The sequence below is a fragment of the Devosia pacifica genome, from assembly GCF_014652635.1.
Classification (GTDB): domain Bacteria; phylum Pseudomonadota; class Alphaproteobacteria; order Rhizobiales; family Devosiaceae; genus Devosia; species Devosia pacifica.
In genome coordinates this window covers 316,596-340,971 of the sequence record NZ_BMZE01000003.1, presented here as the reverse complement: position 1 = coordinate 340,971, position 24,376 = coordinate 316,596, and the positions used below count along the sequence as shown (strand labels likewise).

General features: G+C 61.1%; 23 protein-coding genes and 1 tRNA gene. 16 read left to right on the top strand and 8 right to left on the bottom strand.

Translation table 11 applies throughout. From position 1 onward, the window contains the following. The first annotated feature begins 229 nt into the window (after positions 1–229). A tRNA-His gene (locus tag IE127_RS14515) sits at positions 230–306 on the top strand. 82 nt (positions 307–388) lie between these two features. On the opposite strand, the gene IE127_RS14510 is transcribed toward IE127_RS14515, so the two are convergent. From IE127_RS14510 to IE127_RS14500, 3 genes are all read right to left on the bottom strand, one after another. Next, a complete protein-coding gene (locus tag IE127_RS14510) occupies positions 389–712 on the bottom strand; it encodes a hypothetical protein (protein WP_189426433.1) in 324 nt (107 codons plus the stop codon). Between the two features lie 68 nt (positions 713–780). After that, positions 781–2,562 carry a TadE/TadG family type IV pilus assembly protein gene (locus IE127_RS14505; RefSeq protein ID WP_189426432.1) on the bottom strand — a complete coding sequence of 594 codons (1,782 nt, stop codon included), beginning with the start codon at positions 2,560–2,562 and terminating at the stop codon, positions 781–783. A gap of 63 nt (positions 2,563–2,625) precedes the next feature. Beyond that, on the bottom strand, positions 2,626–3,252 hold the full coding sequence (locus IE127_RS14500; protein ID WP_189426431.1) for a L,D-transpeptidase: 627 nt from the start codon (positions 3,250–3,252) through the stop codon (positions 2,626–2,628). 98 nt (positions 3,253–3,350) lie between these two features. Between IE127_RS14500 and IE127_RS14495 the strand changes: the two genes are divergently transcribed. The 7 genes from IE127_RS14495 (at position 3,351) to IE127_RS14465 (ending at position 9,867) form a co-directional block, all read left to right on the top strand. Next, on the top strand, positions 3,351–3,968 hold the full coding sequence (locus IE127_RS14495) for a DNA-3-methyladenine glycosylase I (RefSeq protein ID WP_189426430.1): 618 nt from the start codon (positions 3,351–3,353) through the stop codon (positions 3,966–3,968). Positions 3,969–4,307: 339 nt separating this feature from the next. Further along, a complete protein-coding gene (locus tag IE127_RS14490; RefSeq protein WP_189426429.1) occupies positions 4,308–4,562 on the top strand; it encodes a hypothetical protein in 255 nt (84 codons plus the stop codon). Positions 4,563–4,656: 94 nt separating this feature from the next. Further along, positions 4,657–6,078, top strand: coding sequence for a histidine--tRNA ligase (gene hisS / locus IE127_RS14485; RefSeq protein ID WP_189426428.1), 1,422 nt, complete (start codon positions 4,657–4,659; stop codon positions 6,076–6,078). Next, positions 6,075–7,142 (top strand): ATP phosphoribosyltransferase regulatory subunit, encoded by a 1,068-nt coding sequence (locus tag IE127_RS14480; protein ID WP_189426427.1) that lies wholly within the window; start codon positions 6,075–6,077, stop codon positions 7,140–7,142. Before hisS ends, IE127_RS14480 begins: the two co-directional genes overlap by 4 nt. After that, entirely contained in the window at positions 7,139–7,834 is a 696-nt protein-coding gene (gene hisG, locus IE127_RS14475) for an ATP phosphoribosyltransferase (RefSeq protein ID WP_189426426.1), read from the top strand. The genes IE127_RS14480 and hisG overlap by 4 nt, the downstream gene beginning before the upstream one ends. A 62-nt stretch (positions 7,835–7,896) precedes the next feature. Further along, positions 7,897–9,111 (top strand): glycosyltransferase family 2 protein, encoded by a 1,215-nt coding sequence (locus IE127_RS14470; protein ID WP_244640209.1) that lies wholly within the window; start codon positions 7,897–7,899, stop codon positions 9,109–9,111. Positions 9,112–9,114: 3 nt separating this feature from the next. Then, complete coding sequence (locus tag IE127_RS14465; protein WP_189426425.1) at positions 9,115–9,867, top strand: TSUP family transporter; 753 nt, start codon at positions 9,115–9,117, stop codon at positions 9,865–9,867. On the opposite strand, the gene IE127_RS14460 is transcribed toward IE127_RS14465, so the two are convergent. The 3 genes from IE127_RS14460 to IE127_RS14450 all read right to left on the bottom strand — a co-directional run bounded on the left by IE127_RS14460 (position 9,864) and on the right by IE127_RS14450 (position 12,812). Further along, complete coding sequence (locus IE127_RS14460; RefSeq protein ID WP_189426424.1) at positions 9,864–10,640, bottom strand: sulfite exporter TauE/SafE family protein; 777 nt, start codon at positions 10,638–10,640, stop codon at positions 9,864–9,866. The two genes, IE127_RS14465 and IE127_RS14460, sit on opposite strands and share 4 nt — an antisense overlap. Positions 10,641–10,837: 197 nt before the next feature. Next, positions 10,838–12,475 (bottom strand): chaperonin GroEL, encoded by a 1,638-nt coding sequence (gene groL / locus IE127_RS14455; protein WP_189426423.1) that lies wholly within the window; start codon positions 12,473–12,475, stop codon positions 10,838–10,840. A 49-nt stretch (positions 12,476–12,524) separates the two neighbouring features. Beyond that, a complete protein-coding gene (locus tag IE127_RS14450; protein ID WP_189426422.1) occupies positions 12,525–12,812 on the bottom strand; it encodes a co-chaperone GroES in 288 nt (95 codons plus the stop codon). A gap of 288 nt (positions 12,813–13,100) precedes the next feature. Between IE127_RS14450 and IE127_RS14445 the strand changes: the two genes are divergently transcribed. From IE127_RS14445 to IE127_RS14435, 3 genes are all read left to right on the top strand, one after another. Beyond that, a complete protein-coding gene (locus tag IE127_RS14445; RefSeq protein WP_189426421.1) occupies positions 13,101–13,466 on the top strand; it encodes a DUF427 domain-containing protein in 366 nt (121 codons plus the stop codon). A 130-nt stretch (positions 13,467–13,596) separates the two neighbouring features. Next, positions 13,597–14,502: a DMT family transporter gene (locus IE127_RS14440; RefSeq protein ID WP_189426420.1), complete on the top strand. Its 906-nt coding sequence runs from the start codon at positions 13,597–13,599 to the stop codon at positions 14,500–14,502. 81 nt (positions 14,503–14,583) lie between these two features. Beyond that, positions 14,584–15,282 (top strand): outer membrane protein, encoded by a 699-nt coding sequence (locus IE127_RS14435; RefSeq protein WP_189426419.1) that lies wholly within the window; start codon positions 14,584–14,586, stop codon positions 15,280–15,282. A 22-nt stretch (positions 15,283–15,304) separates the two neighbouring features. On the opposite strand, the gene IE127_RS14430 is transcribed toward IE127_RS14435, so the two are convergent. Then, on the bottom strand, positions 15,305–16,723 hold the full coding sequence (locus IE127_RS14430; RefSeq protein WP_189426418.1) for a sigma-54-dependent transcriptional regulator: 1,419 nt from the start codon (positions 16,721–16,723) through the stop codon (positions 15,305–15,307). Between the two features lie 196 nt (positions 16,724–16,919). Between IE127_RS14430 and IE127_RS14425 the strand changes: the two genes are divergently transcribed. The 3 genes from IE127_RS14425 to IE127_RS14415 all read left to right on the top strand — a co-directional run bounded on the left by IE127_RS14425 (position 16,920) and on the right by IE127_RS14415 (position 20,057). Beyond that, on the top strand, positions 16,920–18,125 hold the full coding sequence (locus IE127_RS14425) for an EAL domain-containing protein (RefSeq protein WP_244640256.1): 1,206 nt from the start codon (positions 16,920–16,922) through the stop codon (positions 18,123–18,125). A 29-nt stretch (positions 18,126–18,154) separates the two neighbouring features. Next, a complete protein-coding gene (locus IE127_RS14420; protein ID WP_189426416.1) occupies positions 18,155–19,003 on the top strand; it encodes a TIGR01459 family HAD-type hydrolase in 849 nt (282 codons plus the stop codon). Between the two features lie 79 nt (positions 19,004–19,082). Beyond that, positions 19,083–20,057: a bifunctional riboflavin kinase/FAD synthetase gene (locus IE127_RS14415; RefSeq protein ID WP_189426415.1), complete on the top strand. Its 975-nt coding sequence runs from the start codon at positions 19,083–19,085 to the stop codon at positions 20,055–20,057. 5 nt (positions 20,058–20,062) lie between these two features. On the opposite strand, the gene IE127_RS14410 is transcribed toward IE127_RS14415, so the two are convergent. Beyond that, positions 20,063–20,653 carry a hypothetical protein gene (locus IE127_RS14410; RefSeq protein WP_189426414.1) on the bottom strand — a complete coding sequence of 197 codons (591 nt, stop codon included), beginning with the start codon at positions 20,651–20,653 and terminating at the stop codon, positions 20,063–20,065. A 167-nt stretch (positions 20,654–20,820) separates the two neighbouring features. Between IE127_RS14410 and ileS the strand changes: the two genes are divergently transcribed. Together ileS and lspA are read left to right on the top strand one after the other, a co-directional pair. Then, entirely contained in the window at positions 20,821–23,766 is a 2,946-nt protein-coding gene (gene ileS / locus IE127_RS14405) for an isoleucine--tRNA ligase (protein WP_189426413.1), read from the top strand. Continuing rightward, a complete protein-coding gene (gene lspA, locus IE127_RS14400; RefSeq protein WP_189426412.1) occupies positions 23,763–24,335 on the top strand; it encodes a signal peptidase II in 573 nt (190 codons plus the stop codon). Before ileS ends, lspA begins: the two co-directional genes overlap by 4 nt. The last annotated feature ends 41 nt before the right edge of the window (positions 24,336–24,376 follow it).

The window sequence follows — 24,376 nt, the reverse complement described above, 5'->3', positions numbered from 1 at the left end:
ACTCGCGGCAGCCTCCTTAACATTTTCTCAATATAATCTGGCTGGGCATCGGTCCATCACTAGTGGACGTTTCGGGCAGCGTGATGGCCGGAATGGTTAAGATCGGCGTCGCCGGCAACATTGCGCACAAGCAGTGAAAAGATGCATGTTGCGCCCTTGTCATAGAAGCCAACTCGCCCTATGTTCCGCGCGATTTTGAAGCGTTTGCGTTTGCGGCAGAGCCGCATATGCCGCCTTAGCTCAGTTGGTTAGAGCGCTAGATTGTGGATCTAGAGGTCCCCCGTTCAATCCGGGGAGGCGGTACCACCTTCAAACTTCCGAGGCCCCAGAACGCAAAAAAGGCCGACATGTGCCGGCCTCTTTATGATCGGGACTTCTCGCGCAGGATCTATTCTGCTGCCGCCTGAAGATCTTCGCAGATGAACCACAACTGCTGCGGTCCCGCGAAATCCTGCACCTGCGAAATGATGCCACCGCCGCTGTCGCCGAACTCGACGAGGCAAAGCTGTCCGGAATCGTTAGTAAGGGTGCTGATGTTCACGGTGCGGCAGCTGTCAGGCACTATGCTTCCATCAGACTCGATTGTCTGCTGCAGGTCCTGCTGGCTCGTACACGCATAAATCGACTGGTCCTGTGCAAGGCTTGCGGGTGCTGGCGCTGCAAACGCCAGTCCAGCACCGAGAGCGGCAACGGCTGCGGATTTCAATAGCATCTCATTCTCCCATCCAACGTGTTGTGCGCTGAACGGTTGAGCGAGTTGCTGGTTGCCTTACCCGTTCTCTATTGAGCGAGCCGCAGCTGCGCCAGCTGCCCGGCGATCGACAGAAATACGTCCTGAAGCTCGTTTGGCTGGTTCGGGAAGTACGCATAATCCGTCCCCGACGAGCAGTTGCGCAATAGCTGCCGGATCGCCGTCGGGTTTGATGTGCTGCCGGTGGCAAGCCCGATTGTGTAGACCTTGATGCCGTCATTCTTGGCGTTGGTGCAGCTTTCTAGCAGTAGAGTGTCCATCCGACGCGCCATCGAATAGTCGGAGCTAGAACCATCGCCCTCTCGCTGATTGGCAGGGAAACCATAAGCTTGGTTAAAGCGAGCGTTGTTTATGTTGTTGGCGGTGTAAAAGGTATTCTCGCCATCAGTCATGACGATCATGACCTTAGAAGTGGCGTCCTCATTATAGGCAACACCTTCCGTGAATGGCGCGGTCGGCGATAGCGCGCGATAGCCCCAAATGGTGCCTTGGTGAATGTTGGTCCCGCCATTGGCTTCCATCGCGGAGATTGCGGATACGACTGAGCTGTCATTGGTAGTGAGAGCTAGAATGCGGGCCGCGGGACAACCGTCGTTTGGTCCGTTGCCCGAAATCACGTTTCCTGGATTGTACTTGCAAAGCCGCTCTTGGCGTTCGCGAGGATACAAGAGTTCTACTTTGTCTACGCGGATGGTGCAGTTGCGAGTGCCACTATTTTGGTTGCCGCAGTTGCAAGTGCTGTTGGACTGCGTCCTTCCGAGAGCGGACAGTGAGCAGTTCCGCACGGTGTCGTTCCAACAACCAAACCACGAACATACGCGCTGTACCGTCACAGTACAGGAACACGTCGCATCTATCATTTGGCGACAGCTGTTGGGGCTGTCATCTAAATAGCTGTTTCTGTAACTGTTATCCCCGTCTGGTTCGTCCACGGCAAATGCCGGGGTGAACAACGTTCTTGGATCGGCGGCGCTTGGAGCCGCATCGTTCGTGCTGAACGGGTAGTCTCGCGCTTCCATGCAGCCTTTCCAGCTGGTGCCAATCCTTCCGAATAGCGCAATGCGATCCACGGGGCCGTTGAACGTCGAAAACATATTGTCATCGTTATCAAAATTATCGCGCGTCTTGCTGGCAAGTCCCAGCCGATCGACCCAGCTGGCATTGGCATACTGGCTGCCCACGTTGACCATCGTCGTGAAGGGCACGATGCCAATTTTCACGTTCTCTTTCTTCTCGGTCCCATTGATCGGAAGACACGTCGTGGAGTTCACCTCGTCGTAGAACAAAATCCGCGTCGCGCATGAGGCGGCCTGTTTCAGGTAGGTCATGCGGTTCTGGTCGTTCATCGACCCCGAATTATCCAGCACCATCACCACTTCAAGCGCCAGGTTCTTGCGTGTGGCTTCGGCGTAGATCGGCACTTCCATGTGCGTCACGCCAACCAGCGAGACGAAGATCATCGGCACGTCGACAGTGCCCTGAAGGAACAGCGAACCGTTCGGCACATCGACATTGATTGTGTCGATCTCTGCGGTGATGCGATTGTCCGCCAGCCGTTCCACCACCAGCGCCTGGGCGCGCTCGCGGATCTGGGCCTGCGTTAGGTTGGTGCGGAAGATCTCCGGCTGCAGCGCAAGCGTTGCGGCATCGAGCGCGATCTGCGCACGGTTGCGGGCCTGCTGCATGCTGACGAAATCGACCACCGAGCCCGCCAGCGCGATGATCGCGATGGCGCACAGGCCGAAAATTACCGCAAAAACACCCCGGTCGTCGCGCGCAAAACGTCGGACCAGGTGGATCAGCATCGTCATGCCCGGCTCCACAAATCCCGCCCGACGCAGCGGTCGGACGTCGGCACTGTGGCGCAGAAATGTTTAGGAAAGGACAATCACCCGGCTGTTGATTGTCACCCGGCCGTAAAGGTCGATCACGTCATCGTTGGTCATGCGAATGCAGCCCGAAGAGACATCATGACCGATGGTCCATGGCTGGTTGGTACCGTGGATGCGATAGAGCGTGTTCCCGATATAGAGCGCGCGTGCGCCGAGCGGGTTGTCGATGCCGCCCGGCATATGGGCCGGCAGGTGCGGTTCGCGCTGGCGCATCGCGGCAGGCGGCGTCCAACTCGGCCACTCCGCCTTGCGGGTGATGCGGTGGCTGCCATGCCATTCGAACCCGTTGCGGGCAACGCCGATGCCATAGCGCAGCGCTCTGCCGTCCCCCAGCACATAGTACAGGAAGTGGACGCGCGTATCGACGACAAGCGTCCCGGGAGCCTCATGGCCCGGATATGAAACAACCTGGCGAACATAGATATCCGCGGCAACGGATGTGTCGCGAACGACGACGTGGTCGCGCGGCTCAACAAGGTGCGGCGCCGGCGTATAGTGCCAGCCCATGGGACCCGGTTGCCAGCTTTGCGCCATTGCGGCATTGGCAAATGCCAGGCTCGCAAGAGCCATGGCCAAAATGCTTGTAAGCTTGCCGATTAGGCGCATCATCGCGTGCCTCCACTGCTGCGGTTCAATGCAGTGTGGCGGCAAATCGCCAAGGCGCAGTCAACAGACTTGGTTAACGAAAAATAGCCGGAGACCGCGAAATGTCCACTGAGGCTGAACAACCGCAGCGCTGCCAGTGGGCAGGCAGTGATCCGTTCTATTGCGCCTACCACGACACGGAGTGGGGGCGGCCAGTCGCTGACGATACGCGCCTATATGAAAAGCTGTGCCTCGAGGGGTTTCAGGCAGGTCTGTCCTGGATCACCATCTTGCGCAAGCGTGATCGCTTCCGCGAGGTCTTCCATGGCTTCGAGATGGAGCGCGTGGCTCAGATGGATGAGAGCGACATCGAACGCCTCGTCAAAGACGCCGGCATCATCCGGCATCGTGGCAAGATCGTCTCGACCATCAACAACGCCCGCAGGGCCATCGACATTCAGCAGCGTTATGGCTCCCTCGCAGCCTTCGTCTGGCGTCATGAACCAGGCCAGTCGGAGCGGCCAGCGCGTATCACCCACGAGGCTGTCATGGCGATGCCATCGACCCCAGCATCTGCCGCACTCAGCAAGGACTTGCGAGCGCATGGGTTCACCTTCGTCGGACCCACGACCTGCTATGCCTTCATGCAGGCGATGGGGCTGGTCAATGATCACATCGAGACCTGTTTCTGCCGTGACGAGGTCGAGCAGCAGCGTCGGAACTTCCTGCGCCCTGCCTGATCTGTGGCCGAACGGCAACATTGCTCAGAGCTGCGTCATGCTGACGCACATCACCCTTGCTAATCACGGCAGCGTGAGCTACCGACGCATCGTTCGCAACCGCACACCAGGGAGACGCTACATGATGATCAATCTGCTCGCTTCCGTATGGGGTGTATTCGGCAACCACCATCGCTGCCTCTAGCCAGCGGGTTTTGCCTCTGTAGCCGACACGCTCGGCGCGGACAGTTCACCATCCATTAGTGACGCTTACCGGTGACGCTTCGGCGTCGCCCGCAATTCGTCACGCCCTTCAAACCCGACAGGAGCCGGTGCGCTTTCGCGCGTCCGGATAGTCACATGACCGACAAGGCATTTGGCAGCGCTTTGCTGCCTGACGTACTTTCAAACAGCGAAACTGCAACGCGGGGAAACCGGCGTAACCGCATTCTCGCGGCTCTGCGCGCCTGGTTGCACCGCCCAAGACGCCCGCCGGGAATTCCTCCGGAACTGAGGCGGGATCTCGGGCTTGATCCATTGCCAGAGCAGCGCACGTGGCACGATATCCCGATCAACCCGTCGAACCTGCCGCGCTTTCGTGCAGGTCGCCTCTAGCCATGCCGGCTGCCGCCCGCTCCACGTGGGCGGCAGCGCGGTTGTCACCCTGTGCGTGATCCGCTAGGAACGCCACGACTTCAGGACCGCAAGAATGAATGAAAAAGCCAAGCTGATCGCCCCGCGCCTGCCGCGTGGATTTGAAGACCGTGCGCCTGGCGATATCGGCGCCGTCGACGCCATGATCGCCAAGATCAGGACGGTGTATGAGCGCTACGGGTTCGATCCGGTCGAAACCCCGTTCTTCGAATTCACCGAAACGCTCGGCAAGTTTCTGCCCGATACCGATCGGCCCAACGCCGGCGTGTTCTCGCTACAGGATGAAGACGAGCAGTGGATGAGCCTGCGCTACGACCTGACAGCGCCACTCGCACGGCACTTTGCCGAAAATTTCGAGAGCCTGCCGAAGCCTTACCGCTCCTACCGGTGCGGCTGGGTGTTCCGCAACGAAAAGCCGGGCCCTGGCCGCTTCCGCCAGTTCATGCAGTTTGATGCCGATACCGTCGGTGCCCCCGGCCCGGAAGCGGACGCCGAAATGTGCATGATGATGGCCGACGTCATGGATGCGCTCGGGCTCGCCGGCAAATATGTCGTGCGGGTCAACAATCGCAAGGTTCTGGATGGCGTTCTCGAAGCCGCCGGCGTTGCGGACGAGGGGCAAAAGCTCACCGTATTACGGGCGATCGACAAGCTCGACAAGTTCGGGATCGAAGGGGTTGCGGCGCTTCTAGGCGAGGGTCGCAAGGATGAAAGCGGCGACTTCACGAAGGGTGCCGGACTGACCGCGCAGCAGGACCGCACCGTTCTCGACTATGTCAACGGCCAGACCCCGCCGGATAATGCCGGGGTTCTAGAACTAGGGTCGATGCAGACGCTGTTCGATGCAGCGGGCTACGGCGCCGACAAGATCAAGATCGACCCTTCAGTGGTCCGCGGCCTTGAATACTACACCGGTCCTGTATTCGAGATCGAGCTGACCTTTCCCGTCACCAACGAAAAGGGCCAGGAAGTCGTTTTCGGCTCTGTCGGTGGTGGTGGTCGCTACGATGGCCTTGTCTCGCGCTTCCGCCGCGAGCCGGTGCCGGCAACCGGCTTTTCCATCGGCGTGTCCCGTCTCGCGCATGCGCTCAAGCTCACTGGCAATCTGGAAAGTGCCAACGCCGATGGTCCGGTGGTCGTCCTCGTCATGGATAAGGACCAGACCGCACGCTACCAGGCAATGGTCTCGGAGCTGCGCCAGGCCGGTATTCGCTCCGAAATGTTCCTCGGCCAGACCAAGAATTTCGGCAAGCAGGTTGCCTACGCCGACAAGCGCAATGCCCCCGCAGTTGTCATCGAGGGCTCCGATGAGCGCGAACGCGGTGTCCTGCAGATCAAGGATCTCGTCGCCGGCAAGCAGGCCGCACAGTCAATCTCCGATAACACCGCATGGAAGGCAGAGCGCCCCGGCCAGTTTGAGATCGACAGGGCGGATCTTGTTAACAGCATCAAGCGCCTCCTGGCCGATCAGCAATGAGCGCCGACGCCCGCAAGCAAGCCTTTGAAGACCTGCTGACGGCGCAGGCGGCATCGCGCATCAATCCGCCGCTGCTCTTGCCGGCGGACCCGTATTTCGATCTTGCCGGCGAGGAGTTCGGCCGCCGCCTGTTGCTGACGACGGGCAGCGATGGGGCCGAGTACTGCCTTCGGCCAGAGTTCACGCTGCCGATCGTTGCCGACTATATCCGCAATGGAACTCGCGAGCCGGCGAGCTTTGCGTATCACGGTCCGATCTTCCGGCAGCGGCCGGATGGGCCGGCGGAGTTCACGCAGGCGGGCCTTGAGCTGCTGGCGCAGCGCGATGCGGATCTGGCGCTCGACAGGGTTCTGGCCTTCGCGCGCGATGCGCTTACGGTATACGAGGTCGCAGCGCCCCGTATTCGCCTCGGCAGCGTTGCGCTATTCGAAAGCTTGCTGGCGCAGCTTGAAATGCCCGATGCGTGGCGGCCGCGCATCCGCCATCGCTTCGGACATGATGAGGCGATGGATCGATTGCTGACACGGCTTGAGGCAGCGCCGGACGTACCCCGCGCTGAGCAGCCGCATCGCGACGCGCTCATTGAGGACATCACCGAACAGATGGTCGCAGCGGGGTTGAGCCTCACCGAGAGCCGTACGCCCTCAGAGATCGCTGACCGTTATCTCGAGCAGCAGGCTCTGGACGCAGCGCATGTCTCGCCGCAAACGCTTGCCCTCTTACGCCGAATTCTTGCCATCAGCGCGCCTGCGCTCGAAGCCTTGAGCCTTGTTGAAGCCATCGCCCACTCCGAAGGGCTCGATCTACGCGCGCCCGTGGCCAGCCTCAAGCGCCATATCGATGCCTTGCCGCCTGAGATCGAGATCGTCTTCGAAGCCGGATTTTCGCCTCGGCTCGATTATTACACCGGCATAGTCTTCGAGATCCAAAGCGCCGAGGGCCAGGTCCTTGCCTCGGGCGGCCAGTATGACCGGCTGCTAGAGCGGCTCGGCGCCACCGCGCCGATCGCTGCGTCTGGTTGCGCCCTGTGGATCGATCGGCTGGAAGCGGAGGCGGCACGATGACCGGGCTGACCCTTGCCGTGCCCTCCAAAGGGCGGCTTGAACAACTCACGCGCGATTTCTTCGCAGAACGCGGCCTCGAGATTACTCGGCCTGGCGGGGCCCGATCCTATCTGGGCGCCATCGAAGGCATGCCAGATGTAACGGTCAGGTTCTTTCCCGCCTCTGAAATTGCGCGAGAACTCATTCGTGGCACCATTCATCTCGGCGTCACAGGCCGCGACCTGATTCACGAAACGGTCGAGCATGGCCCCGCAAGCGTCGATTTCGCACGGCCGCTCGGATTCGGTGAAGCGGATGTGGTCGTGGCAGTCCCCGAAGCCTGGATCGATGTCACGCACATGCACGACCTTGCCGATGTCGCCAGTGACTTCCGCTCGCGTCACGGTCGCTGGATGCGCATCGCAACCAAATACATCACCATCACCCGCCAGCATTTCGCCAGGGCCGGTATCGCCGAGTACCGTATCGTCGAGAGCCTCGGCGCCACCGAAGCCGCCCCGGCATCCGGGGCTGCCGATATCATCGTCGATATCACCACCACCGGCTCGACCCTCACGGCCAATCAGTTGCGGGTGCTGGAGGATGGCGTGCTGCTGGCAAGCCAGGCAAACCTCATCGTCTCGAAGACCGTCGCGTGGAGTGCCGACCAACGCGCTCTCTGCGACACGCTGTTGAGCCGGTTGCGGGACTAGTCGGCGATTGCGCATCACCTCTGATTCGCGGCAAGAATGCAGCGGGGCTAAGCGGGGACGACGTGCACCAGCCGGTTGAACTGACAATACTGATGCCGTGTCTCAACGAAGCTGAGACGCTCGCGACCTGCATCGACAAGGCGCGTGCGTTTCTCGATCGGACAGGTATTGCCGGCGAGGTGCTGATTGCCGACAACGGCTCGAGCGATGGCTCGCAACAGATCGCCACGGAGCATGGCGCCCGGGTCGTGCCGGTCGAACGGCGCGGGTACGGCGCGGCCCTCGCAGGCGGAATAGCCGCTGCCGAAGGCCGCTTCATCATCATGGGCGATGCCGACGACAGCTATGATTTTTCCGCTCTCGAGGCCTTTGTAGAACAATTGCGGGCAGGCGCCGATTTGGTGATGGGTAACCGCTTTCGCGGTGGTATCGCACCGGGGGCCATGCCTTGGCATCACCGCTACATCGGCAATCCTGTCCTGTCGGCGTTGGGGCGTCTGTTCTTCAGAACGCCAATTGGCGATTTTCATTGCGGGCTGCGCGGCTTCAATCGCGATGCCATACGCGGACTGAAGCTACGCACCACCGGCATGGAGTTCGCCTCCGAAATGGTGGTCAAGGCAACGCTCTCGGGCCTGCGGGTCACCGAAGTGCCGACGACGCTCAAGAAGGATGGCCGCTCGCGCCCGCCTCATCTGCGCTCGTTCCGCGATGGATGGCGGCACCTGCGGTTCCTTCTTCTGTTCTCGCCCAGATGGCTGTTTCTCTATCCGGGCATGACGCTGGTCGGGATTGGCCTCTTGGTCGGCGCGATTTTGATAGGCGGCCCGGTGCAGGTCGGAAACGTCGTCCTCGACATTCACAGTTTTCTGGTTGCCGCGCTGTGCATCATTGTCGGCATGCAATCGATCAGCTTCGCCCTGATCGGCCGCCGTTTCGCCAGTCGCTACGGGTTTATTCCACCCTCGGGGAGCTATAATCGCCTTCTGGAATGGATCTCGCTCGAACGCGTCCTCGTCATTGCGCTCATCCTCATGGTCATTGGGCTTTGCGCGCTTGGCTGGGGCATTTTAGAATGGGCCGAGCGCGATTTCGGGCCGCTCAACGCCAACCGCACGATGCGCGCAATGATCCTGTCGGCCACCAGCCTCGTCGTCGGCTTTCAGCTGATGATGTCCGGCTTCATGGCATCGCTCCTCAACATACCGTTCTATGAGAACCGGATCTCGGATGCGCCCGCCGATGAGCTCCCGCGGCGTCGTCACGACGATGCCTGATCGATGATCCTTGATCCATTTGTCCTCGCGCTCTTGGCAGGCGTGGGGTTCGTTGCAGGGTTTGTCGATGCGGTGGCTGGCGGCGGCGGCATGGTCGCGGTGCCGGTGCTGTTGTCGGTCGGGCTGCCGCCGGTTTCCGCTCTCGCCACCAACAAGCTGCAATCCGTCATCGGTACCTGCGTTGCTGCCTTCACCTTCTGGCGGCGCGGTTTTGTGGTGCTCCGGCAATTGCTGCCGGCCATCCTTGTGACCTTTGCCGGTTCTCTTGTCGGTGCACTATCGGTCAAGCAGATCGATACCAGCGCGCTGTCGGTGATGGTGCCGATCGCCTTGATCGCAATCGCCTGTTACTTTCTGTTCGCGCCGAACTTGTCGGATGCCGATCGTGCAGCGCGCCTGCCGTTCCGGCTCGGGGTGCCGCTGCTGGGCTTCGGTGTCGGCTTTTATGACGGCATTTTCGGACCGGGGACCGGATCGTTCTTCACTGTCGCATTCGTCACATTGTTCGGGCTCGGGCTGACACGGGCAGCCGGGCACACCAAGATGCTCAACCTGACCTCGAACCTTGCTGCGCTCGCCATCTTTATCCCCGCCGGAGATGTTGTCTGGCCGGTGGCTGCTGTCATGGCGACCGGCCAGATCCTTGGTGGGTTTGTAGGGGCGCATTCCAGCATCCGTTATGGTGCGCGGCTTATCCGGCCTCTCGTCGTAGTGGTCTCGATCCTCTTGGCGATCCGCCTGCTGTTCTTCGGCTAGGCGAGCTGCTGCCAGGTCTGGTAGCCGGCCAGCGCCATCACCAGTACGCCAACTGCGAACATCAGTGTTCTCGGAGCAATGCGCCGCACCAGCACCCCGGCGAATGGCGCTGCCACAACACCGCCGACGATCAGGCCCAAGACGGCCCAAAGATGGCTTTGAAGCGTGTTGACCTCGTCCCAGTAGCCGGAGAGAAGAGCAATGAGGAATGTGGCGGAGACAGTGACGGCCAGCAGAAACTCCGCGGTGTTGACCGTCCCGATGACATAGCGCGGCGTACCGCCAGCTCCGACAAGCGTTGAAGTGACGACCGGCCCCCACCCGCCGCCGCCCGCAGCATCGGCAAAGCCGCCGACAACGCCGAGCGGCGGAGCCAGTGGCGTGTCGGCAGGCAAGCTGGCCGGAACACCCCTGATGGCCCGGAAAAGAATATAGAGCCCCATTAGTGTCAGGTAGAAGGTGACGTAGGGGCGAATAACATTGCCATCGATGCTGGTCAGCAAATAGGCGCCGAGAATGCCGCCGATAACGCCCGCGGGCGCCAGCCGCCAGAACAGCCGCCAGTCGATATTGCGGTTGCGGATATGGCTGGTTGCCGAAGCCGCGGTGGTGAAAACTTCAGCGACATGGGCACTCGCAGAGGCGTAGGCCGGCGTGACGCCGAAGGCGAGCAGCATCGTCGAACTGATGACGCCATAGGCCATGCCGAGAGCCCCGTCCACCAACTGCGCCAGAAGCCCCACTGCGGCGAAAAGAAGGAAATCGCTAAGCATCGGCATCTCTCCTCGAATGCGATGATTACGCGATGGTATCTTATAGTCGATCGAACAAGTAGAGATTTAAGCAGAATGCGCGGCGCGATTATGGGCTCGGCAGAGCAAATTCGTGCTGGAGGGCGGCGATACAACAAAAAAAGGGCGGCCAGTCGGCCGCCCTCGGTCGTTCTGAGCGCGTGTGGCGCGCAGGACTCTTAGAAGTCCATGCCACCCATGCCGCCCATGCCGCCGCCAGGGGCAGCCGGAGCCGCGTCTTTCGGCAGCTCTGCGATCATCGACTCGGTCGTGATCAGCAGCGATGCGACCGAAGCAGCATCCTCAAGGGCCGTACGCACAACCTTCACAGGGTCGATAATGCCCATCTGGATCAGGTCGCCATAGGTGCCGTTCTGCGCATCGTAGCCATACTCGGCAGCGGAGTTCTCGAGGACCTTGCCGACAACCACGGAGCCTTCGGCACCGGCATTGTTAGCGATCTGACGAGCGGGCTCCTGCAGAGCGCGGCGTACGATGTTGATGCCGGCGGTCTGGTCGGCGTTCTCGCCCTGTGCCTTGATGTTGGCAGAAGCGCGCAGAAGCGCGGTGCCGCCACCGGGGACGATGCCTTCTTCAACAGCGGCGCGGGTCGCGTTCAGCGCGTCGTCGACGCGGTCCTTACGCTCCTTCACCTCGACTTCGGTCGAGCCGCCAACGCGGATCACGGCAACACCACCAGCCAGCTTGGCCAGGCGTTCCTGCAGCTTCTCACGGTCGTAGTCCGAGGTGGTCTCCTCGATCTGCGCCTTGATCTGCGCAACGCGGCCCTGCAGGTCTTCCTGCGAACCAGCGCCGTCAACGATCGTGGTGTTCTCCTTGGTGATCTCGACGCGCTTGGCGGTGCCGAGCATGTCCATGTTCACATTCTCGAGCTTGATGCCGAGTTCTTCGGAGATAACCTGGCCGCCGGTCAGCACGGCGATGTCTTCCAGCATGGCCTTGCGGCGATCGCCGAAGCCCGGTGCCTTGACGGCCGCAACCTTGAGGCCACCGCGCAGGCGGTTCACGACGAGGGTCGCGAGGGCTTCACCCTCGATGTCCTCGGCGATGATCAGCAGCGGGCGGTTGGACTGAACGACGCTCTCGAGCACTGGCAGCAGTGCCTGCAGGTTCGACAGCTTCTTCTCGTGAAGCAGGATCAGCGGATCATCGAGAACCGCGGTCATCTTCTCGGAATTGGTCACGAAGTACGGCGACAGGTAGCCGCGGTCGAACTGCATGCCTTCAACGACATCGAGCTCGCTCTCGGCGGTCTTGGCTTCCTCGACGGTGATGACACCCTCGTTGCCGACCTTCTGCATTGCCTCGGAGATCATGTCGCCGATGGCCTTCTCGCCATTGGCGGAGATGGTGCCGACCTGTGCGACTTCGCCCGAAGAGGTGATCTTCTTGGCTTGCGACTTGAGGCTGGCGACAACTTCCAGAACGGCTGTATCGATGCCGCGCTTGAGGTCCATCGGGTTCATGCCGGCAGCAACAGCCTTGACGCCTTCGTTGACGATCGACTGAGCCAGCACGGTTGCCGTGGTGGTGCCGTCACCGGCAGTGTCGTTGGTCTTCGAGGCGACGGCGCGAACCATCTGCGCGCCCATGTTTTCGAACTTGTCCTCAAGTTCGATTTCCTTGGCGACGGTGACGCCGTCCTTGGTGATACGCGGAGCGCCAAACGACTTTTCGATCACGACGTTGCGGCCCTTCGGACCGAGGGTGACCTTCACGGCATTGGCGAGCGTGTTGACGCCGCGCAGCATCTTATCGCGCGCGTCTGTAGAAAACTTGACTTCCTTGGCGGCCATTTGTGGCTCCTTAGAAACGGGTTACGAACAAAGGCGGTGACGTGAAGAGCTAGGCGATCACGCCCATGATGTCGGTTTCCTTCATGATCAGAAGGTCCTCACCATTGAGCTTGACTTCGGTGCCGCTCCACTTGCCGAACAGCACGCGATCGCCTTCCTTGACGTCCAGCGGATTAACCTTGCCGCTCTCGTCGCGGGCGCCGGGGCCAACAGAAATGATGACACCTTCGGAGGGCTTTTCCTTGGCGGTATCAGGAATGATGATGCCACCAGCGGTTTTTTCCTCACTTTCGACGCGCCGGACCACAACGCGGTCGTGCAGGGGACGGAAGCTCATGTTTGCTCCTTGAGTAAGACGGATACGTTCTCACAAAAACTGGGTCCTGTTAGCACTCTCTTTGGGTGAGTGCTAACGGCGAAACGGGATATAGGAGCGGGGTGATTAGGTGTCAAGAAGCCGTGAACGGCGATTTCTCGAAAATTGCTTGGACAGCCTATAAGTGGTTATCCGCAAATGAAATTTCAATCCCGATTTAGCTTCGCAAGCGATCTTGGCGGACGAAGCGGAACGAATGTCGCAATCTAGCGTCTAGGCTGTAATCGAAACCAGTTCAGCGAGTCTCAAATGGCCCAACAACAGTGCCTTGATAAGGACATCAAAATCCGCCCGGCCGAGGGGCGCGTGCACGTCTTCTTTGATGATGCCGAGATCATCAGTTCGACGCGCGCGCTGGAACTGGACGAGGAAGGTTGCCCCCTCCGGCTTTATATCCCGCTCGAGGACATCCGCCCGGACCTGCTGCTCGATTCCGATACCAAGACAACCTGTCCCTATAAGGGCGAGGCCAACTACTTCAATCTGCGCTCCGCTACGGCCACGGCTGAGGACGCCGCGTGGTATTACCCCGAGCCATGCCCGCTGGTTGAGGATATCCGCCACCACGTGGCATTTTATGGCGATCGGGTCCGGTTCGAGCGCAGCGAAATCTGACGTCAGGTGACAGCGCGGCACAGCACTGCTACTCAGTTTAGGTGCGGTGCTTGTGCCGGACGCAGGCAACGGCTTTTTCTTGACGTCTCCCTCTCAACCCCCGATCAAAGATGCGCCGCCGGGCAATGTCATGCGCGGGGTGGGCCTCAAGGTCGCCTCGGTCACCTGCTTCGTCATCATGGCGAGCATGATCAAGGCTGCTGAAGGGATACCGCCTGGCGAGCTGGTATTCTTCCGCTCCTTCTTCGCCATATTTCCCGTTGCGTTTTACCTGGCCTGGCGCGGGCAACTGCGGGAGGGGCTGACGACGCGCAACCCTTGGGGTCACGTTATCCGTGGCCTATGCGGCGTCACCGCGATGGGGCTGAGCTTTTACGGGTTCACGCAATTGCCGCTGCCCGAAGCCATTTCCATCGGCTATGCCTTGCCATTGTTCATTGTGGTCCTGAGCGCTTTCCTTCTCAAGGAACAGGTGCGGCTTTACCGATGGTCGGCTGTGGTTATCGGCCTTGGTGGCGTGTTGATCATCATGTGGCCCCGTCTGACGCTGTTCTCGGGGGGCGGTGCTGGCGGCGGAGAAATGGCCGGCGCGCTCGCTGCGCTTGCCGCCGCAATCGTTGCCGCCTTTGCACAGATGCAGGTCAGGCGGCTGGTGGGAACCGAGACCACGACCTCGATCGTGGTCTACTTCTCGATTACCGGTAGCGTCATCGCCCTCTTCACCATTCCGTTCGGCTGGGTCATGCCCACGCCCGGCCAAGCGGCAATGCTGATCGCTGCGGGCTTTCTCGGAGGCGTCGGACAGATTCTTCTGACCTCAAGTTATCGTCACGCAGACATGTCGATCATCGCGCCGTTCGAGTATACGTCGATGCTGATCTCGATCGCGATTGGCTTTGCCGTCTTCGGTGACCTGCCGACAATCCAGATGCTCATCGGTGGTCTGATTGTCGTAGCCTCCGGAATTTTCGTCATTCTGCGCGAGCACCGGCTGGGCCTCGACCGCAAGTCGGCCCGCGAGAGCACCTCTGCATGACAAAAACCGACAGAGATTGCGGTTGAGGCAGCGGGCGAACACGTTTACCTTTCGCTCACCATAGCGTTTCTGGAGGGCTCGATGCGCTACCGACTCTTGGGGGTGACGGTCGTCGCCGCAACGATGATGACCGCCGGTTGGTCGCTAGCAGGCTCTTTGGAGATCGGCGTTTATGGCGGGCTGAACGAAAGCCTGTCCTCGACCGGCACGCTGAGCAACGGTGTGGTTGAGCAGGACTATGACGTCGACTGGCAAGGCCTGTCATTCGATGCGCCGATCTATTATGGCGCCAATCTCACCCTTTGGCCGGATGCGATGCCTGATTGGGGCTTTCAGCTCGATTTCACGCACGCCAAGGCCTATGCCGATTTCAGCGACCCGGACATCGCCGCTGACTATTCGCGGCTAGAATTCACGCATGGGCTGAATCTCGTGACGGCCAATGTCCTGCGCAAATGGGAAACAGGGCAGGGGCTCAGGTTCTACGCCGGCGGCGGTGCAGGCGTTGCGGTCCCGCATGTCGAGATCGAGACGCGCGCCAGCAGCATAGTCGGCGATAGCGGCACGTTCGAGTATCAGGCGGCTGGCCCGGCTCTGCAGGGTATCGTCGGCGCGAGCTTCGAGGTCCTCGATAATCTGCGCCTGTTCGGCCAGTACAAGCTGAGCTATGCACCGATCACCGCCGAACTATCCGACGGCTCCAGTTCGTTCTCGACTGATTTTGTCAGCCACCACGTAGCCGCGGGACTGTCCTACTCCTTCGACAGCTCTGCGTACTGAACCATCGAGGGCGGGGCAGGCGCTAGGCGGCCCCGCTATTCGCCCAGCTCTGGCGCTTGCGGTAAATCGTTGACGGACTGATCTCGAGCGCCGCCGCAGCCATCGAGATATTACCATTGAAGGCGCTGATCGCCTCCTCGATGATGCGCTGTTCCTGTTGCCACATTGGCAAGATCGGAGAAGGACGCTGGCGTTGCGCCAGCCGTGTTGTCGGCTGGTCGCAGCCGGTATCGCAGCTTTCAAGCAGAGCGCGCGTAACAATGCCGGCGTCCTGCGTCAGCGCCACCCGGCGCATCAGTGCGCTCAACTCACCCACATTGCCAGGCCAGTCGCGCTGCATCAGCGCCTCTTCGGCATCGGGTGAGAAGCCGGTGAACATCTTGCTTTGCCGGCGCCCGTAGAGCGTCAGGAAGTGCCGCGCCAGCACCATGATGTCCGACGGACGCTGGCGCAGCGGCGGCAAATGAATGGGCAGCACATGCAGGCGGTAGAACAGGTCCTCGCGGAACGCCTTTTCCTTGATCATCTGCATCAAGTTGCGGCTCGTGGCGCAGATCACCCGCACCTGCACTTGGCGGCTTGTGCTCTCGCCCACGCGGCTCACGGCCCCGGTTTGCAGGAACCGAAGCAGCCGCGCCTGCATCGAAAGATCGAGTTCGGCGATCTCGTTGACGAACAGTGTACCGCCATTTGCCAGTTCCGCGGCGCCCGGCTTGGCTTCGCACAGCCCGGTATGCGCGTCGCTGACAATGCCGAACAGCTCGGCCTCGAGCTGGCGCGAAGGCATCGCGGCGCAGCGTACGGTAACCAGCGGCCCGTCGGCGGCGGGGCCATGTGCATGAAGGGCCTCGGCGCAAAGCTGCTTGCCGGTACCGCTCTCTCCGGTGATGAATACTGGCGCCATTGACGGCGCGATGCGAGCGATCTGCTCGTAGACATACTGCATGGCGCTCGAGCGGCCGACAAAAGCCTCGAAGCCCTCCATCGCGGCGCCAGACGGTGCCTCAAGGGCCAGCGCCCGCGTCTTGCCGTGTCGTTCCGCAAGCTCTCCGATACGCGCTGCAAAAGCCTGTCCGGTGACTGGCTTGGCGAGGTAATCGTGTGCGCCACCCCGCATCGCTGCAACGGCGGCGGACACGGAACTTGCCTCGGACAGCACCAGCACAAGCGCGCCTTCAGATACGCGCGCCAATCGTCCCACTGCTTCCTCGGCGCTCTCTGCAAGGTCGGTGAGGCTCGAAAGATCGGCCACGACGATGTCGAAGCGGTTTGCCCGCAGCGAGTCGAAGCCGGATCGTCCGCTGGGCGCGGTGATGACTTCAGGCTGGCTGGCGAGGCAGGAAAGCGCGGAGCGGGCAAGCTCACCGGCGCTATCGACGTCCTTGTCGATCAATAGCATGCGGCTGCGCAGGTTTGACTCCCGCGTCGTTTGCATTCCCATATTCGTTCCTGTCGCTATGGCAATTTCGGCCGGAGGCGATCACTCGGCTGAGATCCTCAGTCTTGCGCGTCACGGTAAATAAAGCGTTTTCGGCAAGCTGCGGAGTTGCGGAGCTTTTGCCGCGATCCTCCGGATGCTAGAAATAGCCGATCGATTCACCCAAAGAAGATGAGGCACGACAGCATCCGTGCAGAGAATGGTCTACATCTTCATGGGCGTTGCTGCGCTGGCCGCCGGCGCAACGGGGTATTTCGGGCTCGGCTTGACCCTTGCCGAGGCGATCCTGATGGTGGTCGTTGTCGGCTCGGCGGCCGTTGTTGCGCAGGAGCGAGTCCTGCGTCAGCGCGCCGAACGTCGCCTTGAGAACAGCCTCGAGGATTTGCGCAACCTGCTGTCGACGGATGCACAGGCGGCTGATGTCCTCGGCCAGCGTGTCAATGCGCTCGCAAGAGAAGATGCTGGTCGGCGGCTGGATGTCGTCGAGGCCGACGTGTCGATCCTTGGCACGGTGATTCGTCAGGTCGCGGAAGCTGTTGCCGAGATCGAGGAGAAGCAGGCGCAGCCGCAGCCGGCACCGATGCAACCAGAGCCGATTGTTGAAGAACCGGTACGCCCCCGCTTTTCCACCGCCGCCATTCGCAGAGCGCTTGAGGAGGACCGGATCGTCCACCATCTGCGCCCGGTCATGCGGCTGCCACAGCGGCGCACCTATGGCTACGACCTCGTAGCGCGGCTTGTCGAAGATGATGGTACCGTGCACGAACAAGCGGTCTTCATGCCGGAGGATGCAGGCGCAGACCTGTTCCGGCAGATCGAAGCGGCGGGCATACTCGAGTCCATCACGCTCGCCCGGCGTGCGCTGGCAACCGAACAGCCCCCTCGGCTGTTTGCGCCGTTCTCATGCGCCAGCCTTACCGATACGCGAACCGTCGAAAAGACTGTGGCACTGCTCGAGGCCAATCGCGCCGTATCGCGCTATCTCACCCTGCGCACCCCGTTCGCCGACTGGATTGCAATGAACAGCGCGCAGCGCGCTGCTGCCGGCCAGTTGGTGCGCACGGGCGTTACCTTCTCGCTCGAACAGGCTGACAATTTGCGTGGCGCAATCGGGGCGATGGCGGCCGATGGGGTCCAGTCGCTACGCGTCGATGCAAACATATTCCTCGCCGATCCTCAGCATTATACCGATTTCCATACGGCCGATATCGTCAAGTACTTGTCACGGTTCGATGTCGAACTGATCGCCACCGACATCTCTGCCGAGAATCAGCTACTGGAGCTTCTCGAAGACGGAATCGCGCTGGCCAGTGGGGATCACCTTTCGCCTGCGGCGCCGGCCTGGGCACAGTTTCTCTCCGATCGCCCACAGGCAACGCAGCGCCTCCGTCGCGTCGAAACCTGATTGCGTCGCCCAAGCCTAGGATCGCCTTGATGATTTCCGGACTCTCCGAGCTCGCCCCGAACTATGACGCTGTGTTGAGCGATGTCTGGGGAGTCATCCACAACGGCGTCGACGCCTTCCCCGAGGCCTATGGAGCGCTCGTCAAATTCCGCGAGAATGGCGGCAGGGTGGGGCTCATCACCAATGCGCCGCGCCCTGCCGAACCCATCATGCAAATGCTCGACGAGATGGGCGTTCCACGCGAGGCTTACGACACCCTTGTTTCCTCGGGCGATGTCACCCGCGCGATGATCGCGAAGTATAGCGGCAAGGTCATTCACCATGTCGGCCCGGAAACCATAGACGACGCGCTTTATGAAGGGCTCGATATCACCCGCGGTCCCGCCGAGGAGGCGACGGCAGTCGTCGTGACAGATCTCGACACCGATGACGATAACCCCGAGATGTATCGTCAGCGTGCCGAATACTGGCTGTCGCGCAACCTCACCATGATCTGCGCCAATCCCGATCGCGTCGTCGAACATGGCAACCGCATCGTCTATTGCGGCGGCGCGCTTGGCGATCTCTACGCCGCGATGGGCGGGGCGGTGCTGATGGCTGGCAAGCCTTACCAGCCTATCTACGAAGAGGCGTTTCGCCAGGTGGAGCAGGCGGCGGGGACGTCGTTTGAAAAATCGCGCGTGTTGGCGATTGGCGACAGTGTGCGAACCGACGCCACCGGCGCCGCCAAATTCGATACAGATCTGCTCTTCATCACCGGCTCGATCCACGCCGCCGAACTCGACGCGTTCGGCAATCCCGATCCTTCGGCCATCGCCGAGCTGGTGGCCCCGAGCCGCGCACGCATGGTCGGCTTCCTCCCGCGGCTGACCTGGTAAGCTGCTTGGCCGCTTGCAAAGACAGACGCGAGCGGGCAGGTTGCCGCCAGCTTCAAGCCATGTCGGGCGCGCGATATCCGTGACTGAGTTTTTATACTTCGAGGGGCTGGATCATATCCCCGAGCAGGCGCGCGGTGGCCTAATCGCCATTGGCAATTTCGATGGCCTGCATCGCGGGCACCAGGCAGTGCTGTCAAAACTCAAGCGCTGCGCCAAAGAGCTTAACGTGCCGGCGCTGATGATGACGTTCGAGCCGCACCCGCGCGATGTGTTCGCTCCCAGTCCGTTCCTGTTCCGGCTCACCGGCGCCGCTGCCAAGGCGCGCCTCGCCAGGTCGCTCGGTCTTGACGGGCTGATCGTCATGCCGTTCACCCGTGACTTCTCCCAGATAGAGGCTGAGGCCTTTGTCGAAGACTTTCTGGTGAGTGCGCTTAACGTCTCCGGCGTGATTGTCGGCAAGGATTTTCATTTCGGTCGTCAGCGCCGTGGCACCCCGACCTTCCTGCAAGCTGAAGGCGAGCAACGCGGCTTTACGGTCGAAACGGTTTCATTGATGGACGAGGGCGACGAGGTGATCTCGTCGTCGCGCATCCGTGCTGCCCTGTCCGAAGGTGCGGTCGCCGCCGCCAATCGCCTCCTCGGCTATCATTGGTTCATCTCGGGCGAAATCGTCAAAGGCGATCAACGCGGGCGCGAACTCGGTTATCCCACCGCAAACATGGCAACGGCTCCCGGCTTTTCCTTGGCGCAAGGCGTCTATGCCGTTCGTGCCCGCATGGGAGATCGCCGCTTCGATGGCGTTGCGGCCTATGGCAAGCCGATGTTCGACAACCAGCTGCCCCCGTTCGAAACGCATCTGTTCGATTTCGATGAGGACATTTATGGAAAGACCCTCGATGTGGCGATCGTCTCGCATCTGCGCGGGCAGGAAGTGTTTTCGGGCCTCGATGAACTGATCGCCGCGATGGACCGCGACTGCCGCCGTGCCCGAGAGGCTCTGGCGGAAGCCGAGCCGCTTACAGAGCTCGACCGGTCGCTGGGGTTCTTTGGTTGAAAGCCTTAAAACTTGTAGCGCACGCCAATTGCTGCCGCGTTGTGACCATCCCCCATGCCTCCGAGCAGTCCGCCAGCACCCGAACGATGCTGGATGCGGAAGAAGTACTCGAGTTCCGGATGGTCGTTCTGCCAGACACTGATCTCGGGCGCGACGTAGAACAGTAGTGTCGGGTCCGCTCCCGGCGCAATGCGATTGGACTCGATGCCAATCGTGTTGGTTATCGCTGAAAGCCCGAACGTCACTGCAGGCGACACCGTTACCGGACCGAGATCAATGCCGTCATAGCGTCCGACCACACCACCCCAGATCTCGCCCCGCACCGCATCGCCCACGCCGATCGCTGTGCCGGCCTCGAGGCCGAACCGCAAATCACCCATAGTGTAGAAGAACTGCTGATATCCGGCGCCGAAGACGTAATTGTCCTCGTAATCGAACCCGAAGGGTCCGAGCGGCGTGAAAATATCTTCTTGGTGGCCGCTATGATAGCGGCCGCCGAAGATGAATACGGATTGATCTGTAGCGTCTGTCTCCTGCGCGGCTGCTGGAAGAGCAGCAAGGCCGGCACACAATAACGTCGCTAAAAAGTGTTTCATTCAAAGGCCCGTCTTTTGGCGGCGCCCCTCCCAAACAGAGAATTCGCCCGCATGGCTCGTTCGTCAACGTCAAACTCGTGGCAAGGCTCAATTGTGATTACCCTTTGCTCGATGGCCGGGCGCTTGCTACAAGGCGCGCGACTTTTCCAGACAGCGATGCCGCCGAGATGAACGATACCGTCGCGAGCGAAACCGACTATTCGGCCACGCTCTTTTTGCCCCAGACTGATTTCCCGATGCGTGCCGGCCTGCCGACGCGGGAGCCTGTATGGCTCGAGCGCTGGGAGAAGATGGACATTTACGCCCTCCAGCGCGAGCAGGCGAAGGACAGGCCGCTGTTCACCCTGCATGATGGCCCGCCCTACGCCAACGGCAACATTCATATCGGTCACGCGCTCAACAAGACGCTCAAGGATCTTGTCTCGCGCTCGATGCAGATGCTCGGCTACAACTCGGCCTATGTGCCGGGCTGGGACTGCCACGGTCTGCCGATCGAATGGAAGATCGAGGAACAGTATCGCGCAAAGGGCCTCGACAAGAACGAGGTGCCGATCAACGAGTTTCGGGCTGAGTGCCGCCGCTTCGCCGCCAATTGGGTCGATGTGCAGCGCGACGAATTCAAGCGGCTCGGCATTCTCGGCGAGTGGGACAACCCGTATCTCACCATGAGCTTCGATGCCGAGGCTCAGATCGCGCGCGAGCTGATGAAGGTTGCCAGTTCTGGCCAGCTTTATCGCGGCTCGAAGCCGGTCATGTGGTCTGTGGTCGAGCGCACGGCGTTGGCAGAAGCCGAAATCGAATATCAGGACTACGAGTCGGACGCGATCTGGGTGAAGTTTCCGGTTCGCTCAGGCGGCGGCGATATCAGCTCGGGCGCCTTTCATGATCTCAACGCGTCGGTCCTGATCTGGACCACGACGCCGTGGACCATACCTGCCAACCGCGCTATCAGCTATTCACCCCGCATCGACTACGGGCTTTACGAGGTCGCCGAGGCCCCGGATGGCAACTGGGCGGCGCGCGGCGAGAAATACATCATCGCAGACGCTCTCGCCAAAGAAGTGTTTTCGAAGGCGCGCGTCGACAAATTTGTGCGCATCGGCGATGTCGATCCGGCAAACATCACCTCGTGCAGCCATCCGCTGCGCGGGCTCGCCGGTGGCTATGAGTTCGAAGTGCCGCTGCTGGCTGGTGAGCACGTCACCGATGATGCGGGTACCGGCTTCGTGCACACGGCGCCCGGTCACGGCCTCGATGACTTTGAGGTATGGATGGCCAATGGCCGGCAACTGACAGAGCGCGGCATCGATACGCACATCCCATATTGCGTCGATGATGCCGGGTTCTACACCAAGGATGCGCCGGGCCTCGATGGGGCGCGGGTGATCGATGATTCCGGCAAGAAGGGTGATGCAAATCAGCGCGTCATCACGGCGCTGGCAGAAGCAGGTGCAATGGCCGCGCGTGGCCGGCTCAAGCACCAGTATCCGCATTCATGGCGCTCGAAGAAGCCGGTGATCTATCGCAACACGCCGCAATGGTTTGTCTATATGGACCGCGATATCGGTGGTGCCGAGGGCGATACCCTTCGCACTCGCGCGCTCAGGGCAATCGATGCGACACGCTTCGTGCCGCCGCAGGGCCAGAACCGGCTGCGCGCCATGATGCAGGACCGGCCCGATTGGGTGCTGTCGCGTCAGCGCGCCTGGGGCGTGCCGATCACCGTCTTCGTCAATAAGCAGACTGGTGAACTCCTCAAGAGCGAGACGGTCAATCACCGCATCGGCCAGGCCTTCGAGGAAGAAGGCGCGGACGCGTGGTTCGCCGATGGGGCCGCCGCGCGGTTCCTTGCCGACGAGTATTCCGTCGACGATTACGAGATGGTCACCGACATCCTCGATGTCTGGTTCGACTCGGGCTCGACCCATTCCTTCGTTCTGCGCAACAAGCAGAAATGGCCGCACCTGAAATTCCCTGCCTCGATGTATCTCGAAGGCTCGGACCAGCACCGCGGATGGTTCCACTCATCGCTTTTGGAAAGCTGCGCGACCAACGGGCATGCCCCGTATGACAGCGTCCTCACCCATGGCTTCACCATGGATGGCGAGGGCCGCAAGATGTCGAAATCACTCGGCAATACGGTCGCGCCGCAGGATATCATCAAGCAGTATGGCGCTGATATCCTCAGGCTCTGGGTCGCATCCTCTGACTATTCGGAAGATCTGCGGCTCGGCAAGCAGATCGTCCAGACGACCGTCGACAGCTACCGCAAGCTGCGCAACACGCTGCGCTGGTTGTTGGGCAATCTCGCGCACTATGATCCCAAGGATGCGGTGCAGCCTTCGGAAATGCCGGAGCTTGAGCGGCTGATCCTGCATCGGTTGGCGGTGCTCGATGAGACCGTTCGCCAGGCTTACCGCGACTACGATTACAAGAAGCTCGTCTCGACGCTGTCGAACTTCATGAATATCGAGCTGTCGGCCTTCTACTTCGATATCCGCAAGGATGCGCTGTATTGCGATCCAATCTCGTCGGTACGCCGGCGTGCGGCGCTGACGGTTCTCGATACGCTGTTCAACTGCCTGACGGCCTGGCTCGCCCCGATCCTGGTCTTCACCATGGAAGAGGTGTGGCTGGAGCGGCACCCCGAGGATGATTCCTCCGTGCATTTGCGCCTGTTCCCGAATGTCCCCGGCGACTGGCGCGACGATGCGCTTGCCGCCAAGTGGCAGAAAATCCGTGCTGTACGCCGTGTGGTCACCGGCGCGCTCGAGATCGAGCGGCGCGAAAAGCGTATTGGCGCTTCGCTCGAAGCCGCCCCGAAGGTCTACATCGCCGACCCCACGCTGATGGCGGCCCTGGATGGTCATGACATGGCCGATATCGTCATCACTTCGGGCATCGTGTTCATCGAGGGTGAAGGGCCGGCCGAGGGCTTCAGGCTCGATGAGGTGCCTGGCGTGACGGTTGTCCCGGCATTGGCCGAAGGACGGCGCTGCGCTCGGTCCTGGAAGGTTTCCGAGGATGTCGGCAGCGATGCCGAATACCCGGACGTCACTCCACGCGATGCTCAGGCCCTGCGCGAGCGCCGGGCGGCGGGCCTGCCCAGTTGAGCGGCGAAACTCCAACACCGGCGCCGCGGCTTAACGCCTCGGTGCTGGTGTCGCTTATGCTGGCCGTTCTGGCGTTCGGCCTCGATAGGGCACACAAGCACATTCAGGTTGCCGCCGACTGCATCGGGATGGGCGCGGCGCGCTGCATCACCCCGATCGCGCCCTACACTCCGCTTCAGATGACTGGCTGGCGCGGTGGCGAAATCGTTACCGTCACCAGCTTCTTCGATTATGTCCTCGTCTGGAACACCGGCGTCTCTTACGGGCTGCTTGGCGATCTGCCGGTCTGGCTCGTCAGCCTTATCATGCTGGTAGCGATGATCGCGCTCGCCATCTGGTGGTGGCGCGCTGATACGATGCTGATCCGGGCCGGCCTGGCCCTCTGTATTGGCGGGGCCCTGTCCAATGCGCTCGATCGGCTGATCTATGGCGCCGTGGCGGATTTCTTTCACTTTCACTGGCAGGGCTGGTCGTTCTACATCTTCAACATTGCCGATGTCGCCATCACGCTCGGTGTGTTGCTGCTGATCCTCGATCTGTTCGGGATCGGCGCCAGTAAGAAGACGTGAACGCAATGCTGCCAGAATCTGGTTTTACCGCGCCCGATACG

What these genes read in the sequence shown, in the direction of transcription:
- IE127_RS14450 (WP_189426422.1), bottom strand. Translation starts at nt 12,812, where the DNA reads ATGAGCTTCCGTCCCCTGCACGACCGCGTTGTGGTCCGGCGCGTCGAA.
- ileS (WP_189426413.1), top strand. Translation starts at nt 20,821, where the DNA reads ATGAACGATACCGTCGCGAGCGAAACCGACTATTCGGCCACGCTCTTT.
- IE127_RS14430 (WP_189426418.1), bottom strand. Translation starts at nt 16,723, where the DNA reads ATGGGAATGCAAACGACGCGGGAGTCAAACCTGCGCAGCCGCATGCTA.
- IE127_RS14445 (WP_189426421.1), top strand. Translation starts at nt 13,101, where the DNA reads ATGGCCCAACAACAGTGCCTTGATAAGGACATCAAAATCCGCCCGGCC.
- IE127_RS14440 (WP_189426420.1), top strand. Translation starts at nt 13,597, where the DNA reads ATGCGCGGGGTGGGCCTCAAGGTCGCCTCGGTCACCTGCTTCGTCATC.
- IE127_RS14510 (WP_189426433.1), bottom strand. Translation starts at nt 712, where the DNA reads ATGCTATTGAAATCCGCAGCCGTTGCCGCTCTCGGTGCTGGACTGGCG.
- IE127_RS14410 (WP_189426414.1), bottom strand. Translation starts at nt 20,653, where the DNA reads ATGAAACACTTTTTAGCGACGTTATTGTGTGCCGGCCTTGCTGCTCTT.
- hisG (WP_189426426.1), top strand. Translation starts at nt 7,139, where the DNA reads ATGACCGGGCTGACCCTTGCCGTGCCCTCCAAAGGGCGGCTTGAACAA.
- groL (WP_189426423.1), bottom strand. Translation starts at nt 12,475, where the DNA reads ATGGCCGCCAAGGAAGTCAAGTTTTCTACAGACGCGCGCGATAAGATG.
- IE127_RS14500 (WP_189426431.1), bottom strand. Translation starts at nt 3,252, where the DNA reads ATGATGCGCCTAATCGGCAAGCTTACAAGCATTTTGGCCATGGCTCTT.
- IE127_RS14480 (WP_189426427.1), top strand. Translation starts at nt 6,075, where the DNA reads ATGAGCGCCGACGCCCGCAAGCAAGCCTTTGAAGACCTGCTGACGGCG.
- IE127_RS14490 (WP_189426429.1), top strand. Translation starts at nt 4,308, where the DNA reads ATGACCGACAAGGCATTTGGCAGCGCTTTGCTGCCTGACGTACTTTCA.
- hisS (WP_189426428.1), top strand. Translation starts at nt 4,657, where the DNA reads ATGAATGAAAAAGCCAAGCTGATCGCCCCGCGCCTGCCGCGTGGATTT.
- IE127_RS14495 (WP_189426430.1), top strand. Translation starts at nt 3,351, where the DNA reads ATGTCCACTGAGGCTGAACAACCGCAGCGCTGCCAGTGGGCAGGCAGT.
- IE127_RS14435 (WP_189426419.1), top strand. Translation starts at nt 14,584, where the DNA reads ATGCGCTACCGACTCTTGGGGGTGACGGTCGTCGCCGCAACGATGATG.
- IE127_RS14420 (WP_189426416.1), top strand. Translation starts at nt 18,155, where the DNA reads ATGATTTCCGGACTCTCCGAGCTCGCCCCGAACTATGACGCTGTGTTG.
- IE127_RS14505 (WP_189426432.1), bottom strand. Translation starts at nt 2,562, where the DNA reads ATGACGATGCTGATCCACCTGGTCCGACGTTTTGCGCGCGACGACCGG.
- IE127_RS14465 (WP_189426425.1), top strand. Translation starts at nt 9,115, where the DNA reads ATGATCCTTGATCCATTTGTCCTCGCGCTCTTGGCAGGCGTGGGGTTC.
- IE127_RS14425 (WP_244640256.1), top strand. Translation starts at nt 16,920, where the DNA reads ATGGTCTACATCTTCATGGGCGTTGCTGCGCTGGCCGCCGGCGCAACG.
- IE127_RS14460 (WP_189426424.1), bottom strand. Translation starts at nt 10,640, where the DNA reads ATGCTTAGCGATTTCCTTCTTTTCGCCGCAGTGGGGCTTCTGGCGCAG.